The sequence below is a fragment of the Nostoc sp. FACHB-892 genome, assembly GCF_014698795.1.
GTDB lineage: Bacteria > Cyanobacteriota > Cyanobacteriia > Cyanobacteriales > Nostocaceae > Nostoc.
Map to the genome: position 1 here is coordinate 430,458 of NZ_JACJTR010000001.1, position 18,722 is coordinate 449,179.

Annotated in this window: 20 protein-coding genes; 11 read left to right on the forward strand and 9 right to left on the reverse strand. The window is 41.6% G+C overall.

Features of this window, described 5'->3' with window-relative positions; all coding sequences use genetic code 11:
• Positions 1-551: 551 nt before the first annotated feature.
• The 3 genes from H6G96_RS01830 to H6G96_RS01840 all read left to right on the forward strand — a co-directional run bounded on the left by H6G96_RS01830 (position 552) and on the right by H6G96_RS01840 (position 2,493).
• Positions 552-701: a hypothetical protein gene (locus tag H6G96_RS01830; protein WP_190909653.1), complete on the forward strand. Its 150-nt coding sequence runs from the start codon at positions 552-554 to the stop codon at positions 699-701.
• 367 nt (positions 702-1,068) lie between these two features.
• A complete protein-coding gene (locus tag H6G96_RS01835; protein WP_190727433.1) occupies positions 1,069-1,725 on the forward strand; it encodes a sigma-70 family RNA polymerase sigma factor in 657 nt (218 codons plus the stop codon).
• A gap of 153 nt (positions 1,726-1,878) precedes the next feature.
• A complete protein-coding gene (locus H6G96_RS01840; RefSeq protein ID WP_190909654.1) occupies positions 1,879-2,493 on the forward strand; it encodes a zf-HC2 domain-containing protein in 615 nt (204 codons plus the stop codon).
• A gap of 13 nt (positions 2,494-2,506) precedes the next feature.
• Here H6G96_RS01840 and H6G96_RS01845 read toward each other — a convergent pair whose 3' ends face one another.
• A complete protein-coding gene (locus H6G96_RS01845; RefSeq protein WP_190909656.1) occupies positions 2,507-2,962 on the reverse strand; it encodes a gamma-glutamylcyclotransferase in 456 nt (151 codons plus the stop codon).
• Positions 2,963-3,150: 188 nt separating this feature from the next.
• On the opposite strand from H6G96_RS01845, the gene leuS reads away from it, so the two are divergent.
• The 3 genes from leuS (at position 3,151) to H6G96_RS01860 (ending at position 6,644) form a co-directional block, all read left to right on the forward strand.
• Positions 3,151-5,772, forward strand: coding sequence for a leucine--tRNA ligase (gene leuS, locus H6G96_RS01850; protein WP_190909972.1), 2,622 nt, complete (start codon positions 3,151-3,153; stop codon positions 5,770-5,772).
• A 200-nt stretch (positions 5,773-5,972) separates the two neighbouring features.
• Positions 5,973-6,299: a DUF433 domain-containing protein gene (locus H6G96_RS01855; protein WP_190909658.1), complete on the forward strand. Its 327-nt coding sequence runs from the start codon at positions 5,973-5,975 to the stop codon at positions 6,297-6,299.
• A gap of 3 nt (positions 6,300-6,302) precedes the next feature.
• Complete coding sequence (locus H6G96_RS01860; protein ID WP_190909660.1) at positions 6,303-6,644, forward strand: DUF5615 family PIN-like protein; 342 nt, start codon at positions 6,303-6,305, stop codon at positions 6,642-6,644.
• A 607-nt stretch (positions 6,645-7,251) separates the two neighbouring features.
• On the opposite strand, the gene H6G96_RS01865 is transcribed toward H6G96_RS01860, so the two are convergent.
• On the reverse strand, positions 7,252-7,464 hold the full coding sequence (locus tag H6G96_RS01865) for a hypothetical protein (RefSeq protein WP_190909662.1): 213 nt from the start codon (positions 7,462-7,464) through the stop codon (positions 7,252-7,254).
• Between the two features lie 547 nt (positions 7,465-8,011).
• Between H6G96_RS01865 and H6G96_RS01870 the strand changes: the two genes are divergently transcribed.
• Positions 8,012-9,166 (forward strand): alanine--glyoxylate aminotransferase family protein, encoded by a 1,155-nt coding sequence (locus tag H6G96_RS01870; RefSeq protein ID WP_190909664.1) that lies wholly within the window; start codon positions 8,012-8,014, stop codon positions 9,164-9,166.
• A gap of 318 nt (positions 9,167-9,484) precedes the next feature.
• Here the strand turns inward: H6G96_RS01870 and H6G96_RS01875 are convergent, their stop codons facing one another.
• The 6 genes from H6G96_RS01875 to H6G96_RS01900 all read right to left on the reverse strand — a co-directional run bounded on the left by H6G96_RS01875 (position 9,485) and on the right by H6G96_RS01900 (position 14,290).
• Positions 9,485-9,712, reverse strand: coding sequence for a DUF2949 domain-containing protein (locus H6G96_RS01875; protein WP_190727543.1), 228 nt, complete (start codon positions 9,710-9,712; stop codon positions 9,485-9,487).
• A 508-nt stretch (positions 9,713-10,220) separates the two neighbouring features.
• Complete coding sequence (locus tag H6G96_RS01880; RefSeq protein WP_190909666.1) at positions 10,221-10,727, reverse strand: DUF192 domain-containing protein; 507 nt, start codon at positions 10,725-10,727, stop codon at positions 10,221-10,223.
• A 164-nt stretch (positions 10,728-10,891) separates the two neighbouring features.
• The gene (nblR, locus tag H6G96_RS01885) at positions 10,892-11,578 is read right to left on the reverse strand and encodes a response regulator transcription factor NblR (RefSeq protein ID WP_190909668.1); all 687 of its coding nucleotides are present in this window, start codon (positions 11,576-11,578) and stop codon (positions 10,892-10,894) included.
• Between the two features lie 315 nt (positions 11,579-11,893).
• Positions 11,894-12,811, reverse strand: a complete 918-nt coding sequence (locus H6G96_RS01890; protein WP_190909670.1) for an NAD(+) kinase — start codon at positions 12,809-12,811, stop codon at positions 11,894-11,896.
• A 129-nt stretch (positions 12,812-12,940) separates the two neighbouring features.
• On the reverse strand, positions 12,941-13,939 hold the full coding sequence (locus H6G96_RS01895; RefSeq protein ID WP_190909672.1) for an SDR family oxidoreductase: 999 nt from the start codon (positions 13,937-13,939) through the stop codon (positions 12,941-12,943).
• A 246-nt stretch (positions 13,940-14,185) separates the two neighbouring features.
• Positions 14,186-14,290, reverse strand: a complete 105-nt coding sequence (locus H6G96_RS01900; RefSeq protein WP_190909674.1) for a PetM family cytochrome b6-f complex subunit 7 — start codon at positions 14,288-14,290, stop codon at positions 14,186-14,188.
• A gap of 206 nt (positions 14,291-14,496) precedes the next feature.
• Between H6G96_RS01900 and pdxA the strand changes: the two genes are divergently transcribed.
• From pdxA to H6G96_RS01920, 4 genes are all read left to right on the forward strand, one after another.
• Positions 14,497-15,588 carry a 4-hydroxythreonine-4-phosphate dehydrogenase PdxA gene (gene pdxA / locus H6G96_RS01905; protein ID WP_190909676.1) on the forward strand — a complete coding sequence of 364 codons (1,092 nt, stop codon included), beginning with the start codon at positions 14,497-14,499 and terminating at the stop codon, positions 15,586-15,588.
• A 39-nt stretch (positions 15,589-15,627) separates the two neighbouring features.
• The gene (locus H6G96_RS01910) at positions 15,628-15,945 is read left to right on the forward strand and encodes a type II toxin-antitoxin system RelE/ParE family toxin (protein ID WP_190909677.1); all 318 of its coding nucleotides are present in this window, start codon (positions 15,628-15,630) and stop codon (positions 15,943-15,945) included.
• A gap of 17 nt (positions 15,946-15,962) precedes the next feature.
• A complete protein-coding gene (locus tag H6G96_RS01915) occupies positions 15,963-16,259 on the forward strand; it encodes a hypothetical protein (protein WP_190909679.1) in 297 nt (98 codons plus the stop codon).
• A 610-nt stretch (positions 16,260-16,869) separates the two neighbouring features.
• Positions 16,870-17,343: a hypothetical protein gene (locus H6G96_RS01920; protein WP_190909681.1), complete on the forward strand. Its 474-nt coding sequence runs from the start codon at positions 16,870-16,872 to the stop codon at positions 17,341-17,343.
• Between the two features lie 67 nt (positions 17,344-17,410).
• Here H6G96_RS01920 and H6G96_RS01925 read toward each other — a convergent pair whose 3' ends face one another.
• Positions 17,411-18,397 (reverse strand): protein rep, encoded by a 987-nt coding sequence (locus H6G96_RS01925; RefSeq protein ID WP_190909683.1) that lies wholly within the window; start codon positions 18,395-18,397, stop codon positions 17,411-17,413.
• Between the last annotated feature and the right edge of the window lie 325 nt (positions 18,398-18,722).

The window sequence follows — 18,722 nt, forward strand, 5'->3', positions numbered from 1 at the left end:
CGGACAGTTGAACCTTCGGTGACTTCACTAGAAGGACCAGATGCACCCAGTGCAATTTCCCCTAAACTTACTTGAGAAAGATTCTTGTAGGTTTCCTCTGGGCGGCTTCCTTTAGGATTGGTTAAAGTCGAATCTCGCCGCATCGAAGTAGATGCAGACTTCTCAAGGTACCCTTTCGCCGTAGTAATGCGCCAATGGACAGCTAAAGATAAAAATGCTGTGCCAAAACAGAGCAACATTACCATCCGCCCCACAGATTCGTTTCTTACCATTGCCATTGTTTATTGTTTATCCCTGACATATCCAGCCGAGCAATTGGATGTGTTCATCATCCTATTATCAAAAATTTATCAATACTTATCATTTCCCTTATAAATCTGCCAATACCTCTGGGCAAACTAAGACTATGCGAATTGTCCCAGCAGCAGACCTCCAAGTGGCCAACCTCATTCCTCCAAAGTTCTGGGGGTTGTAAGCCAATAGTTGGACTTTCTGATGGAACCTTTGGAATGTAGCAATCAATCATTAGTGCTGTAGGTGGGAGAAAAACCATGTTTGAAAAATTATTGCTAGCAGTCACAATTACATTTTCCCTCAATTTATTTTTTAAACTTCGCGTACCAGAGCAACATAATGGTGCTACCTACGGGTCACAACCAGAACAACCAGCAACTATTCTAGTAACAAAATCAAAAAAATAAATCACCATTATAATAACCACAGCAACCCAACTTCCAGAAATTATTGCCTGAATTTTAAAGGTATCAAGAAGTTAAAATTACAAAATTTTTATCTTCATCCTTATAACCAGATTTAATTATTTTTATCAAGCGTATATACCCAGTTGCTAAAAGTACTAAAATGTGCATATTGCTGCGCTTTTATTAGTTGATGGTGCAAGGGCAACTATGCCAGCAGTATAAGGAAAAAGTGGCTCTGCTTATTGCTATAAATGTATCCAAAATTGTATGCCTCAGTGTTCCAGTCATAAATCCGTCACCTTAGCATGGAACTTCTGTCCCATTAGCAGGTCTAATAGATAGGGATGATTTAGAGCCAGTATGATCTATGAGTCAGTCGATCTCTGTATCCTGGTCAACGGTTGATGCAAAGTACCCAGAAGCATCAGTGCAAGTTGACAAACTCCCTAACCACGATTTAATTTTGCGCTGTCAAGCGGGACTGCGACCAGATCGTGTTGCGTTTGCAGAATTATTACGCCGCTATCAAAGTCAAGTTGATAGAGTTCTATACCACCTGGCTCCAGATTGGGCTGACAGAGCCGATTTGGCTCAAGAAGTGTGGATTCGAGTTTATCGGAATATTAACCGATTACAAGAACCTGCTAAATTTCGGGGCTGGTTAAGCCGCATTGCCACCAACTTGTTTTACGATGAGTTGCGGAAACGCAAGCGGGTTATGAGTCCTTTGTCACTGGATGCTCCTCGCTCCTTAGAGGATGGCGAGATGGATTGGGAAATCGCTGGCGATACTCCCGGACCTGAGGAAGAACTGACAACTAGAGAATTTTACGAACAACTGCGGGAAGCGATCGCGGATTTACCAGAAGTTTTTCGTACAACTATTGTCCTGAGAGAAATCGAAGGCATGGCATACGAAGAAATTGCCGAAATCACAGGAGTTTCCTTAGGAACTGTAAAGTCAAGAATAGCCAGAGCTAGATCGAGGCTGCAAGCTCACTTGCAGAATTATCTAGATTCCTAATTTACAGTATCTTGCCTCTGCTCAATGGGAGAATTTAAGGATTGATTAAGAATTACCAGAATACAGATCGGTTGTGCCCTTAGGAGGAAAATTGGCTAATTTCTCCGAATTTCCCGCCCAGTTTACCCGTGTATGAATTGGTATAATGTTAAGATGACTACTGATTCTCAGTTTTACGACCGTTCTCCTTTACAACTTCCTCAAGATTTGTCAGATGGAATGGCCAATCATACCAATGAATCAACGGGTCTTATGGATATGGTGAAGCGCGATCGCTTCGAGTTATTGAGTGCTTACCTTGATGGTGAAGTCACAGCTTCCGAACGCAGGCAAGTAGAAGAATGGCTGGCAAATGATGCCTCAGTTCAATGCTTGTATGCCCGACTGTTAAAGCTGCGCCAAGGCTTACGGACTCTCCCAGTGCCCACAGCCCAAGAGTCACCAGAAGCAACAGTTCAGCAAGTATTAACACGTTTACGCCGCCGTTCCCGTTTAAACTGGATGGCGGGAGGTGCAGCCGTTGCTGCTTGTGTAATCGGTGCAGTATCTGGCTTAATACCTGTTGGTTCTAGAGCGCCGCAACTGGCACAAAGACCACAAATAGAACCCATACAAACCTCCTCTGCGTCTATAATTCCACCTTCCCCGCTGATGGTGGGACTAAATAACCCGGTAATTGAAATTCCTAAAGCAGCAGTAGCTTCTCCAGAAAATCCAATCTATCCGGTACAGCCACAACGCCAGGACTCCAAACAGGAAATAAACTAATCGCATTAACAGTTCACAGATAATAGCTGTACTTTGCGGTTAAACCACACCCACTCCACCAGCCATCAGGTTGGAGGAAGCCTTCTAACTGCTCAACTTGCTCTAGAGCCATTAAATAAACCCAAGCCCAACCCAGAGAGGTTGACTCTGGCTCATAAACCTCAATAGTTTGGCGATTATAGAGATTTTCTGATGGTTGTCTAGTGGGCTGGTAATTTTCCAGCACATCTAGCTCATTTAAAACTCTTGGGTTGGAAAAAGAGAGTAAATATCCGTAAACTTGGCTATCCCCTAGCGTCATCGCTGGGTAGCCCATTGGCAAAGCAAACAATTTGCCTTGTACAAAGGCTCTTTTGACATTAACTACTTTGCCAGCACAGTATTTTTTATAGTTAGCTTCACCCGGTTTGAGTGTGCCGTAGACAAAAACCCGCACTAAATCAGAAAATTTTATATTTGATTCAACCATTTAAACCTTCATCAAATGACTCTTGCTATACCTGAAAGGGTTGCAGTTTGGGCATAATTCAAGCTGCTCCTTAATCGCACTTATATATAAATCTGTGAGTAGTTGACCTACAATATAGGTTGACATATTGGGTTAACCCAATATGTATGGAGGCAAATAGAATTACAGACCCAGTAGGAGAATTTTTAGTGGAGTCCCGATATCAGCCAGCAGCGATTGAGGAAAAATGGCAAAAAACATGGGTAGACCTTGGTTTTGATAAAACGCCAGCAGCTAGCAACAAGCCAAAATTCTACGCTCTTTCCATGTTCCCTTATCCATCGGGCAGCCTACACATGGGTCACGTCCGTAATTATACCATTACCGACGTAATTGCTCGCCTCAAGCGAATGCAAGGGTATCGGGTAATACACCCAATGGGTTGGGATGCCTTTGGCTTGCCAGCAGAAAATGCCGCCATTGACCGTGGTGTACCGCCAGCAAAGTGGACTTATCAGAATATAGTCCAGATGCGGCAGCAATTGCAGCGTCTTGGTTTATCCATTGATTGGGAATGTGAACTTGCTACCTGTTCGCCAGATTATTACAAGTGGACGCAATGGATTTTCTTGCAGTTTTTGCAAGCAGGGTTAGCTTACCAAAAAGAAGCAGCAGTAAACTGGGACCCCATTGACCAAACAGTATTGGCAAATGAGCAAGTTGATAACGAAGGACGTTCTTGGCGTAGTGGGGCAATAGTTGAGCGCAAATTGTTGCGGCAGTGGTTTTTTAAGATTACTGACTACGCCGAAGAATTACTCAATGACTTGGATAAGTTGACAGGTTGGCCGGAACGCGTCAAGTTGATGCAGGCAAACTGGATTGGTAAATCTACAGGCGCTTACTTAGAATTTCCTATCGTTGGGATAGATGAAAAAATTGCCGTGTACACCACGCGCCCAGATACCGTTTATGGTGTCAGCTACTTAGTGTTAGCACCAGAACATCCCTTAACAAAGCGCGTTACTACAAAAGAACAACAAGCAGACGTAGAAGTTTTTATTAAAGAGGTTTCCAATCAAAGTGAGTTGGAACGTACCTCTGAAGACAAACCAAAGCGCGGTATCTCCACAGGTGGGGTAGCAATTAACCCATTTACAGGGGAAGAAGTGCCCATTTGGATTGCTGACTATGTACTGTATGAGTATGGTACTGGGGCAGTAATGGGTGTACCAGCACACGATGTCCGGGATTTTAAGTTTGCCAAAAATTACGATTTACCAATTAATTTTGTCATCGCTTCTCCAGATGATGTTGCAGGTTTTGACTTGACTCCAACATCAGAGATTAATGAAGTCACGCAACTCATCCAAATTGAATATAACCAGGCATACACTGAACCAGGAATTTTAATTAATTCTGGGGCTTTTACTGGTATGACTTCCACAGATGCTAAACAAGCAATAATTGAATACGCCGAACAACAAGGTTTTGGTAAAGTGCGGGTGCAATATCGCTTGCGGGATTGGTTAATTTCGCGGCAGCGTTACTGGGGCGCACCGATACCTGTAATCCACTGCCCCAACTGTGGGATAGTGCCAGTACCTGATAAAGATTTGCCTGTACAGTTACCAGAAGAGGTGGAATTTACTGGACGTGGCGGTTCACCTTTAACTCAGTTGGAAAGCTGGGTAAATGTGCCTTGTCCAACTTGTGGCACTCCTGCGAAGCGGGAAACCGACACGATGGATACTTTTATTGATTCCTCGTGGTATTTCTTGCGCTTCCCTGACGCGAAAAATGAACAACAGGTTTTTGATTCCAGTAAAGTTAACGACTGGATGCCAGTAGACCAGTATGTAGGTGGTATTGAACACGCAATTTTACATTTATTGTATTCGCGGTTCTTTACTAAAGTTCTGCGGGACAGAGGGTTACTGAACTTTGATGAACCCTTCCAACGCCTGTTAACTCAAGGCATGGTACAGGGTTTAACTTATCTAAATCCTAACAAGGGTGGCAAAGATAAATGGATTCCTTCTAATCTGGTAAATTCAGCCGACCCCCGCGACCCGCAAACAGGCGAACCATTACAACGTCTTTATGCCACCATGTCTAAATCGAAGGGTAACGGTGTAGCACCAGAAGACGTAATTTCCAAATACGGTATAGATACAGCGCGAATGTTCATCTTATTTAAAGCACCGCCAGAAAAAGATTTGGAATGGGATGAAGCCGATGTGGAAGGACAATTCCGCTTTTTAAATCGGGTTTGGCGTTTGGTGACAGATTATGTTGTAGCTGGGGTATCCCGTAAGCAAGCCCAACTCGCTGATTTAACTAAAGCAGAAAAAGAATTGCGGCGGGCAATTCACACGGCTATTCAAGCGGTGACAGAAGACGTTGAAGACGAATATCAATTCAACACAGCTATTTCAGAATTGATGAAGTTGAGCAATGCCCTAACTGATGCCGATGCAAAAAATTCACCAATTTACGCAGAAGGTATTCAGACTTTGGTTGTATTGCTAGCACCATTTGCACCACACATTGCTGATGAATTGTGGCATTTATTGGGTGAAAGTGATTCAGTTCACACTCAAACTTGGCCGTCATTTGACCCAGCCGCTTTGGTAGCTGATGAAATCACTTTAGTTATTCAAATTATGGGTAAAACTCGCGGCTCGATTCAAGTGCCAGCACAAGCAGATAAAGCAGCGCAGGAGAAATATGCCCGTGAATCAGAAATTGCCCAACGTTACATCGAAGGTAAGGAGATTAAAAAGGTAATTGTCGTGCCTGGAAAGTTGGTAAATTTTGTAGTTAGCTAACTAAGTATAGCTTTGCCTAAAATCTTGGCGAATTGAGGATTGAAATTTCAAGGCAGATGCGCTTCTCTACGAGACGCTACGCGAACGCCTTCCTACAGGGTAGAGGCGCAGACAATTCGCTACCAATTAATGAAATGTTGTACTTAGCAATTGATAAAATTGTAAATTTAGCCTGACAAAACATCAGAGGATTTACATCCGTGACACTCAAAGAGTTAGAACAACAACTTCTTGCCCTCAGTCCTGGTGAAAAATTGCAGGCTATACATTTACTTGCTCAAAGTCTCGGCAACCATTGGCAAGGAATTGAAAAAACTCCTAGAGTCTGTGGTGGAGAAGCTTGCATTGCTAAAACTCGTATTCCCGTTTGGGTACTTGTGGAAGCTCGCCGTCTTGGATATAGTGATGCTGACCTTTTGATGAGCTATCCAACCATTACAGCTACAGATTTAGCTAATGCTTGGGTATATGCAGAAGCTCATCCCGATGAAATCGAATTGGCAATTGGGCGTAATGAGGTTGCCTAATTAATGGCACGGTTTTACGCAGACGAGCAATTTCCGTTTCCAGTTGTGCAATTATTACGCGTTTTGGGACATGATGTTTTGACAGTTCAAGAAGCAGAAAATGCAGACCAAGGTATACCTGATGAGGAAGTACTAGCATTTGCCATAAGTCAAGAACGCTCAATATTAACTATCAACAGAGTTGATTTTATCCGTTTGCACCGTCGTGATTCTAACCACTTTGGTATTATTGTTTGCACGAACAATCGTAATTGGGAACAGTTTGCAGCACGGATAGATGAAGCTGTGACAGCAGAAGAACCGTTGCAAGGAAAACTAATTCGTGTGGTACGTCTAGTCATTTAAAATAATTCATAATGACGCTTCTGCGTCGCTAACGCTGCGCTAACGTAATTAAGTTTTGAAACGGGGATTTAGACCCTGCCTAACATACTTGCGGCTTTTTAGAAGCGGGGGATTTAAACCCACAGAATTGATTAAAAAGTTTTGATGGAATGCACAAATGCTAAAGTCATCAAGTATGTGTTGCAACAACTTTTATAACAGTAGTTTACTTCTCTGGTATATGTGTATTTAAGAACATCTGTATGATCTTCCAGAGAGTTAAACTGTTTTATTTATACACGAAAAAACGCTTGAGAGTTTTGCTCACTCAAGCGTTTCCCCGTAAAAGCTTATACCAACTCACTCGTTTGATGCAACATTTGAAATCTGCAACGCCCCCTTATTTGGGAGCATTGCGGGGATAACTTGTGACAAACATGTGGTGAAATGGTATCACTCCTTGCACTAACTAAGAATATCTCTTTTGCAAGAATACCGGGGATCTGGTGAGTGACAGTTTATGAACTGAACACTAGTTAAAAACGACTCATCATGAATAGTAACTAACAAGACTAAGCACGATTGTAGCAATTTTCTAAGTATAGTATAAAAACTTATAGTTTATTAGCTATCGCCTACCACTGGGTACAGTTTCAAAATGTGCAGCAAGTAGCAGCATAATCATCTCAAAATTGGCAGCAAACGAACCGGAAAGTATCAGTAGAAAATCGCCATTGAGTAAGCCAGATAAGCTTTTAATATTGACATCGAAGCGATTTGGAGTGAAATAAATTATCAGATATTCAATGGATAAAAGTATTCTGTAGAGGATGGCAACCAAAGAACAAATGCTCGACCCAAGCAGATTGAAAAATTTGGGTTAGGTATCTTCTATCTCTTAGCAAACGGCGACATCCAACCCTTCCGCATAGTGTAGGCGGTTACATCCTTCGTTGAAGCAAAACACAGCTTTTTCACTGGCGATTTCCGCGATATTCAAAACGATTTTGCGTATTTATATAAAAACAACTGAGGCGGATTATGGATAAGATTTAAAAATTTATTAAACCTGTGCCTCATCTAGATAAACGTTTCACCTTTGGTTAAAATAGCCGCTCTCCTACGAGCAAACGCCTTAACCTGTTGTCTAGGTGTGTGGTAAGATTGCCTGGAACAGAGGTTTTATTTGAGTTGGAGTCTGGTATAAATTGCAAAGGTCAAGCTGACCGTTAATTAACTCCCACGATACTTTTCCTATGGATTTGGAAAATATACAACAAGTCTGGTGACGAGCTGAGTGTAATTTTTAGATAAATATCTAGAATTTGTTACCAGACCAAACCAACTCTACACAATTTTGACTTTTATTTGACTTTTAGGATAGAAACATGAACGATAAGCTGATGCTAATGATTCCAGGCCCAACCCCGGTGCCAGAAGCCGCCTTACTGGCATTAGCCAAGCACCCAATTGGACACCGCACTAGTGAATTTAGCAACATATTGGCAGAGGTGACGGAAAACCTCAAGTGGTTGCACCAGACTCAAAGTGATGTGCTGACGCTGAATGTAAGTGGTACGGGTGCTGTAGAAGCTGGAATAATTAATTTTCTTTCTCCAGGCGATCGCATTTTAGTTGGTTCTAATGGTAAATTTGGTGAACGCTGGGTAGAAATAGGCCAAGCCTACGGTTTGAATGTAGAAGAAGTTAAGGTGGAATGGGGAAAACCCTTAGACCCCAAAGTATTTGCCGAAAAACTTCAAGCAGATATCCAAAAGCAAATTAAAGCCGTAATCATTACCCACAGCGAAACCTCGACGGGTGTTTTGAATGATTTAGAAAGCATTAACCGCCATGTCAAAGAACACGGTGAAGCTTTAATTATCGTTGATGCTGTGACGAGCTTGGGTGCGTTCAATCTACCCGTGGATGCTTGGGGTTTGGATATAGTCGCCTCCGGTTCCCAAAAAGGCTATATGATTCCGCCAGGATTGGGTTTTGTCTCCGTCAGTCCCAAAGCTTGGGAAGCTTACAAAACTGCGAAGCTACCGAAATATTATTTGGACTTAGGGAAATATCGCAAAGCCACAGCCAAAAATACAACTCCATTTACTCCGCCTGTGAACTTGATTGTAGCGCTGCACACCACGTTGCGAATCATGAAAGAGGAAGGCTTGGAGTCAATATTTGCTCGACATGAACGGCTTAAGAATGCTACCCGCGCCGCCATTCAAGGGTTAAATTTACCCCTGTTTGCAGCAGATAGTTCTGCTAGTCCAGCAATTACGGCTGTAGCACCACAGGGAATTGAATCGGATAAGATTCGGTCATTGATGAAAAAACGTTTTGATATTGCCCTAGCAGGTGGTCAAGACCATTTGAGTAATAAGATTTTCCGTATTGGTCACTTGGGCTTTGTGAGCGATCGCGATATCCTTAGCTGTATAGCATCCTTAGAAGTTACCCTAGCAGAACTTGGCTACGAAGACTTCACACCCGGAGCTGGTATAGCGGCAGCAGTTAGAGTGTTTAGTCAGTCCTAAGTAGTTACTATTAAATCAAAAGAGCGAGTTAATAATTTAACTCGCTCTTTTAATTTGTGTATAAATGAGTAGAAACGCCAAGAGTCAATAGACCTATATATCAACTTTTGCACAAGGTAGAGTGGATATGGCATCCTTCAATTCTCCTAAATGATATCAAGTTGCCCTAAATAGTATTATTTACTCTAAAGACAGTCGCACACCATCTTTGATACTAAACAAGACTAACTTTGGTAACTTAATATGGTACAAAATTGGCATAAATAATATTAGCCTTATGGTATAGACTTTTAATCCAAAATCTAAAATTGGTATTATCTATGCCGTCTCCAGCCAATCATAAATTTGGTCTAACTCCTCTAGAGTAATTAACCCATACTGCCAAAGAATCATTGCCAAAGGGCCTGGGTCTTGCTCCCGATGCCGAAGCGCCACCGCCAGTGATGCTGTGGAAATTGCCAAATCTTCTTGCAAAAAATGAATCAGTCGAGAATATTTTGATGGTGACATTTGTATCTCACCTCCTTGTGTAGAATGTATTGTCATATATTTATTCACCATTGCTTGGTAGCCAGTAGCCAGTATTTTATCTGTCACTGTGCCGTTCTCGGCTATACATCCCAGCACAGTGTTTTTGATTTGCCTTCATAAAGCGACTTCTCACAGAAGGTCTGAGAAATAGAAATTTTTGTACAAATCATCTGCTCAATTTTCAAGCAGTATTTTTACTTAGTTAAATTGCCTCCATCTTGTTTACTGTTGTGCGTTATTTAATTACACATGTAGTAACAAAGATTCCATAGCCTATACTCTCTTATTGGCGACTATTTACACTTACGCCCAAGGGAATATCTTTGCCAAACCTTAAGACCGCAATTTCAGGTTGGAGACAGGAAAATTTTACATTATTACCACAGTTTTTAAATATTAGCGTTACAGATGACTTTTTCACCACAAGACGTGACATTTTTTACAAAAAAAACATAATTTCCGATAGTATAGGCTTTGGGCAGAGCAACTATCCAAATCTTTATCTTTGCAAAGCACCGAAGTCTCAAAACTCAATTTTGACGGTATCGCCCACTTTTAACTTCAATTCGGCAGCTCTTCCAGAGCGGAGTTCAATCACCTTATCGATTGGTGTCTTGGGCCCATAGGTAGGACAAGGCTCACTTGTACAAGGAGGTGCAGAAGCCTGGATATATTTAACTACACCGTTTTGTAAAAATACCATATCCAAGGGCACAGGTACATTTTTCATCCAGAAACTAACTGGTTGTGGTGAAGGGAATCCAAATAGCATCCCTCGGTCATCTGGCAAAGCTGGTCGATACATCAAGCCCATCGCTTGCTGTTGTGGTGTCTTTGCCACTTCTAGCTGAATCGTCGTGCCATTAGGAAGGATGGCTTTAGCAGAAATTGGTAGTGTTTGACCTAAGCTCTCTGATGCTGGAGTTTGAAAACCAGATGTGGGGATGGGAGGTTTAGCTGTTGTTGGCACAGAACAGCCCATCAAAAAAATACTCAGCAAAATTGAGAGCAAACTTAGTCGATAACTCATAATTATTTCTGATTTTGTAATTTAGATTTCAATTTTACAGAATTTGAGCTAGAAAACCCACGGCTTTTATTCGTCCTGTAATCCACAGACGTTTTCAACTTCAATTAACAAGACTTGGGGCAAAATCCCTTTGTTAAAGGTAGGCAAACTTTCACTACAGTGTACTAGGATTCTCTTAAAACGTACCCTACGCCTCGCACCGTTTGAATGAGGCGCTTTTGACCTTCATCTTCAATTTTTAACCGCAAATAGCGGATGTACACTTCAATTACATTCGACTCACCCAGAAAGTCATAACCCCAAACGTTTTCTAAAATTTGTTCGCGGGTTAACACCTCACGGGGATGTTCCATTAAGAATTTTAATAGTTCAAATTCTTTCATTGTTAAGTCTATTGCCCGTCCGCTATGTATAGCACGGCGAGTTGCGATATCTAAAATTAGCTCCCCAAAGCGTAACTGCTCTGTGGTATCCACATCAGGTTTTAAGTAGAGCCGAATCAACTTCAAAAAGTCTTCTGAGCGGTAAGGCTTGAGGATGTAATCATCTGCTCCAGCTTCTAGACAAGCTACCCGATCATCGACTGTATCCCTTGCCATTAAAATCAATACAGGCGATCGCATACCAGTGCTTCTCAGATTTTTGCACAATGAGAGTCCTGATTCTCCTGCTAGCATCCGGTCTAAAACAATTAAAGCAGGTTGGCGATCGCGACAGTGTTGCAAACCACTGGTTGCATCATGAGCCAAAATTGATTCATAGCCGGCTTCTTGCAAATCGCAAGAAAGCTGATTTGCAAGGCTCTCATCGGTTTCAATCACCAAAACGCAGGGACTTGGAGCAACTGTCATAACAATTTGGGATATTGGATTTGGAATTGTAAAGATATTCCAGAGAAAATCTTTACATCAGTTAAAAGTGCAATTACGAGTTTTTAGTGATGGAGCAATCCTGATTTGACACGCTGCTAAGAATCTTTTAGCACGTTCAGGTGTCAGCCATCGAATTCTCCGATGCAATCTTAATAACTAACTCCAAATACCATTCCTACACCAGTAATTCTGGAAGGAAATTAGTAAGTTGGGGAGTAGGGAGTGGGGAGTGGGGGATGAGGGAGAAATCAATTCAAAATTCAAAAACTTCTGCCTCCTGCCTCCTGCCCAATACTACGGCAATTCTACCGAAGTTGGTTTAGCAATATGTGGTAAACCCCAACCTAATTTTTCTCGCAGAATTCGGAAAAACTCAGGCGGTTGTAGGCGAATAAATCGGACACTATATTGCGATCGCTCCATATATACTCTATCTTCTGGTAGTACATAGCACCCTCCATTCCCATCTACCACCATCACCAGTCGAGGAATGTTGACTGGGTAAATGTTGACCGATTCAGTGTCTGGAAATACCAATGCTCTAGAAGCTAGGGAATGGGGACAGATGGGTACTAGCTGTAAAGCAGGTACACCAGGGGTAACAACTGGGCCACCAGCACTCAATGAGTAAGCTGTAGACCCAGTAGGCGTAGAAACAATCACACCATCGGCTGCAATATCTACTGGTGCATGACGCCCTATGGCAATTTCAAAATGGCACATAGAGGTCAAAGGTTCCCGGTGCAGAACCATCTCATTCAAGCAGAGGGCTTCCCACAACACTGCTTCTCCCCGAAACACTTTGACGGTGAGCATGGCTCGTTCTTCAGTTTCATACTCACCCGCCATCACCTGTTCTAGTGCTTGGGGCAGCTGATTCAGGAAGGTTTCCGTTAAAAATCCCATGTGGCCAGTATTCACTGTTAGCAGTGGAATACCAGAGGGGGCTACCTGACGAGACGCTGCTAAAACAGTGCCGTCTCCCCCTAACACCACTGCAAATTCCATATCTGAGTCAAAACCAGGGGGTGTCAGACCGTCAATGGGGGTATGGCATACAGGACTATCTGGGTTAGAGTAGCCCAATATTCCACCGATACTCGATGTGATACACACATCCCAGCCGGCAGTGGTTAGCTTGTCTTTCAACTCGATAGCGACACGGCCCGCTATCGGTTTAACGTCATTGTAGATAATGCCTGCTTTCGGCACACTCAAATATCCAAGTTTAGGCGGTGCTCTTTATTATGTAATCCTTACACATTTTGGTCATGTAGTCATTAATCTAGAGTCAAATATCCAGAGTCTAGAATTTAACGACTAATGTCTGTTTTGTAATGATTATTGACTATTGGCTTTTGAAGACTGTTTAAAAGGAGTTTTTTTAGGTTTCTGCTTTTTATTTTTATTTTTCTGGTAGTCTAACTCTTTGAGCTTCTTCATTATTCGGCTGAAGTACTCTTGTAGATAGCTTTCTAGGGTTGTGGTTTGTTGCGGATCTAAGCCAAAAACTTTGTATACTTCATCCATTGAAGCATTTAACTGTTTACCACTAGCCAATACTTCTGTAAATGCTAGCCTGTCTGCTACGTTCCATCCCCATTGAAAGAAGCGCATTAAGCCCCGTACAGCCCGCAGCAAGGTTATTGGCATCCGCGTTACCCTGGCATCTTTTCCAGATAAACGTTCGCATAGGTTGATGATTTCTTCCGCACTCCATGCACGAGTCCCGACTACAGGAAAAGCTTGGTTTTCCGTTTCAGGCACACTCAATGCTCGAATAGCAAACTTAGCAATGTCTTGAGTGTCCATATAGGCGATGGGAGAAGAATTACCAGTTACCCAAACTGGCTGTCCTTCCAAAATGGGAATCCCATACTGACCAATTAACCCTTGCATAAAGCCAGCTAGCCGTAAGATGGTATAATTCAAGCCACACTCAGCCAAGTATAGTTCTGTACACCGCTTAATTTCCATTAGCGGCACTTCTGGATATTTATCGGCATCTAAAATCGAAAAGAAGACAAAACGCTCTACACCTGCTGCTTTTGCTGCTTGAATCAATGCTACTTTACCTTCCCAGTCCACTTGTTTAATACTCAGTGAATCTGTAGGGCGAGATGTTGATGCATCAATAACTTGAGTTACACCAACTAAAGCTTCGGCTAGGGTATCGGGGTAACGCAAATTTCCCGGTACGAGTTCTGCACCCCATTCTTTGAGAAAAGCTGCTTTTTTACTGCTCCGAACAAGACAGCGTACTTTATATCCCTCATCGATTGCCCGACGAGCCACTTGTCTTCCTAAGGTGCCAGTGGCACCGACGATTAATAATGTCATGAGGGTTGTAATAAATTTTAATGTTTTATGAAAAGAATGTTATCAGAATAACCTATGCAAACAAAAGTTTACATTTTTTCTCAGAAAATCGTTTGTTATGGACAGATTTATGAGAAAATAGCTGTCCGATAAACGGACAAGCTTTTTTCCCAGTTAGCGAGAAGTATGAACGCCAGCTTGGGGCGAACAGAACTTTTCAAAGCAGAGGAAAACCTCTTCCCTCTCAATAGCCAATTACCGTAAGAATTATTCTTCTGTGCCTTGAATTTTCAGTAACAATGCGCCTAAGGCCCAGCCCACAAAGATTAAACCGAAGGACAATATAGCTGCATTCAAAATTTCGCCGCCCATTGGTGTGATTCTCCTTATGCAAATAGTATGTGTAAACTAGGTCTAACAGAAGCTCTTGAATTGTTGCTGTAGGATTAGACCTGTGTAAATAATTTTAAACTAGTTTAGCAAGTAATCCCTACTCACTTGGGGGGCAATCCTTACTGTAGAGCGCAAGATGAGGGGGATGGAGAAAAAATTAATGATAATAATTATGAATAAATTTTATGTATGAAAATAATCAAAGTAATTTAGTGAATTTTAACAAAAAGAGTCGCCCACGTTTGGCGCTGACGCTCGGGGATCCGGCGGGGATTGGACCGGAAGTGATTTTGAAAGCTTTAGCAGAACCGGAAATTAGTAAAAAATACGACGTTACGGTGGTGGGTAACCGAGATTTGTTAGTAAAGGCGTATCACAAACTGAATTTAATCGATAATTTAGCATCTTTGGCAAATCCAGACGAGTTGTCGGTGATTGATGTGCAGTTGGATGGGGAAATTAAAGATCAAATTATTGCTGGAACAGGTAATGCGGCCAGTGGTGCAGCTAGTTTTGCCTATATGGAATGTGCGATCGCTCGAACACTCGCTGGTAAATTTGATGCTATTGTCACAGGGCCGATCGCTAAATCTGCTTGGAAAGCCGCCGGGTATAATTATCCAGGACAAACAGAACTTTTGGCAGAAAAATCAGGTGTTGACCGTTTTGGGATGTTATTTGTGGCGCGATCACCCCATACTAATTGGACACTCCGCGCAATACTAGTCACCACACATATACCCTTACGTCAAGTCGCTGATACGTTGACACCGCAGTTGTTGACACAGAAATTGGATTTACTAGTGGAGTGTTTGGAGAAAGATTTTGGTATAGATAGAGGGAGAATTGCGATCGCAGGTTTGAATCCCCACAGTGGCGAACAGGGACAACTTGGACATGAAGAACAAGATTGGTTAATTCCTTGGTTGGAACAAGAGCGGCAAAAACGACCACAATTGCAACTAGATGGGCCAATACCGCCAGATACAATGTGGGTTAAACCTGGTCAAGCTTGGTATGGAAATTCTTCAGTACAAAATCCTGCTGATGCTTACTTGGCACTTTACCACGACCAAGGCTTAATTCCTGTGAAGCTGATGGCGTTTGATCGGGCAGTTAATACTTCTATCGGCCTTCCTTTCGTTCGGACTTCACCAGATCATGGAACAGCGTTTGATATTGCGGGTAAGGGAATTGCTGATGCTACGAGTATGAAAGCAGCGATACATTTAGCGGCTGAGTTGGTTAGTCAAAGATTGGCGGCGAGAAAACTATGAATTATTTCATGATTTATAAATAGACTTGTCCAAAGAATCATGGAAGTCAAACCAAGAAAAATTAGGAATTATCTGACAGTAGATGGAAAAAATATTTTTGATGAGTGGCTTGATTCTCTGCGAGATAGAAAAGCAAAAGCTAAAATAAGAGCCAGACTTGACGGAGTTAAAGATGGTAATTTAGCTGATTGTAAGTCATTTGGCGAAGGTGTTTTTGAATTGAGAATCGACTATGGGCTAGGCTACCGCATATACTTTGGACAAGAAGACATAACAATTATTATTCTTTTATGTGGTGGAGATAAAAGCACTCAAAAACAAGATGTTGATAAAGCTCAGGAATATTGGAAAGATTAATTATATGAGTAGAGATAATGCCTAAAAGTGCAAGCTATCACGAAGGACTAGTTAAACATCTCCAAGATCCATTAGAAGCAGCATTTTATATCGAAGTAGTTATAGAAGAGGGCGATCCTAAAATGTTAAGAAAAGCGCTCAAAAATGTTATTGAGGCACAGGGTGGAATTGATCAGTTTCCAGTGCAAGTTAAGCAATGCTATGAGCAACTCAACTTGATGTTATCTGAGCAAGGAAAAATTGAATTTTATTGTTTGAGTAAATTACTGGATGCATTGGGATTACAGCTAGCAGTAACAGTGAAGTCAGCATGAGGTGATTTTTTAAGGACAGTTTAAATCGCTCAGTCTTATACCTTACCAATTTATTTTTACAATTTATAAATTCCCCCTTAAAGTTATTTACTAATTTCGAGTGAAGCTACTTTGCATATCCCAGTCATTCACTAGTTGTTTGTCTGGTTTTTTTTGTTTCCTAGTTTTGCAAGCTGTCATTTAACAATATAGATGAAAGTTCTAATTTATTACTTTAACTCTTTGACTTTATTTATCATCGAACCTATTTCCTAACTTCAAGTAAAGGTGATTTATAAATACCAGCCATCTGTTTTTCGGACGACTGGTATTTATTTTTTGCGCTTTTGTGTTTAGAGAAAGAATAGGCTAACGCCTAAAGGGAATGAATAAAAGAAATAAAGAGTTTTACTGCAATCCTCGTGGAGTGACATAGACTTTAATATTTTTTTGGAAAGCTTCGCGCTGAAGAAATAAAGAGAGGCTAACGCCTGTAGAAAATGAATATTAGAGTGTTCTACCTCAATACGCTTGGGGTGGAACAGCCTTTAATATCTTTTTTAAAACGCTTCGCGCTGACGGTAGGTGTAATTAGTTTGATTTGCAGAGTTAAAATTTTCAGGAGTTAATAATGAACTTAATTGAAACTATTGGATATGTTCGTACTGACCTTCAAAGTCTTCATGATTGGACTAATCATCAATTTGGCATGAGGTCAATGTCTTCTAGTCGGGTTGCTTTTGATCGAACTCACAAATGGTTTGGATACGAGGTAATACTACTAAAGCCTAATGCGAAAATCAAGAAAGGACATTGGGATGCCAGGGTTAATCGACTTGGCGATCGCATTCTTCCAGGATGGAATTGTGCCTTACTCTGCCATTATCGTCCAGGTGTTGGCATGAAACCACACTATGACCACCCCGTTTTTGAACCTCTGGTAGGATTAGTCAATATTGGATATGCTACTTTCCGCGTCGGTAATCAGGAACATCAGCTTGAAGATGGTCAGGTTATCAAGTTTGATTCTAGTATTCTCCATGAACTACTTCCGGTTGTATCTGAACGCTGGTCTTTGTCCTTTCGCCGGATTAAGTCACAGTAACTACGGTTCTAAACTTATGTAGTCCTTTTCATGTAAGGATTATGAGGCTGTTCTTGTATCGCTGATGTCACTCTATATTAAATCTTTGTAACTTGCGCTCCCATCGGAAATACAAACTTTCCCTATCCACCTCATCTGTCTCTTCACTTTCATCAATGAGGTCTTGGTTTTTCTCCTCTAATTCGCGCATATACTGCCTGAGTATACCCCCAACAGCGATCGCTCTACTTTTATGCAGTTGACGGGTTAACTCTAAAAACCATTCTCTATCACCCACCAAATCTGGCTCTTTCACCTGATACTTGAGAATTTCTGGGATAAGTAGTGATGGATTATGATACTTTGCGATCGCGCTAGTATGAACCACAGGCTGGTAATCAATCCGTAAGCACTGCTGCCATAACGCTACCCATTTGGCATGAGAAAGATATCCATGACTAAAATACGAAGGTGGTACCATTGCCAAAATATGTAAATGCGGGTGTGCTGAGACTCCATCTCTACCTTTAGTTACTTCGATAGACTTCACCCAACCTTTTGCAGGCCATGCTTTCAATTCAGTGAATCGCTTAAAAGCTTTATTTATCGAATCCAAATTTTCCCTGAGTTCCTCAATCTGGCAATTTTTTACAGTCAAGGTGACAAATAGCCAACGGTAGTTGGGATAATCAGTGACCACCTGTGGGAGAATTTTGTAAGCTCTTGCTTTCCACATGAGCGATCGCCGCCACTGACAAACCGGACAATGACGAATTCTACAGAATCGGGCATCTGATAGCTTTAACTTGAGAATACCTTCCGATTCGTCTGGTACTAATTGAAACTTCAGCAACTCGGAACATATTTTCATGCGCCAAGCATACTCCTGAAAATAATGTTCGTCTGCTTTGGCGTAATAATGTAAAACTTTATCAGTATTAGCTCTATGCTTGTCCCAAATTTTACCTATGGGCGAAACTTCGGATAAGCTCTGTACATTTTGATTTTGTTGGAACTTATTTTGAGACGATATATTAAAAGCAATAAAGTTACTGTCTGAGGCTTGAGCAAACACGAAATCACCAAATCAGTTTGTATCAACGCCCCAAACTAACGTAAGTTATACGAGCAAGCCTCAGTAAAATTATTTAGGAAAATAAGAAGGCGGTACCATTGCCAAAATATGTAAATCCTGGTGTACTGAGACTCCATTCCTACCTTTAGTCACTTCTGTAGACTTTACCAAGCTTTCGCAGACCATGTTTTCAATTCAGTCAATCGCTTAAAAGTCTTATTCATCAAATCCAAGTTTTCCCTGAGTTACTCAATCTGGCAATTATTAAAAGCAATTTTGTCTTTGTCCAACTATAGATACGCTTGACCCGGAAAATATGTCAGAT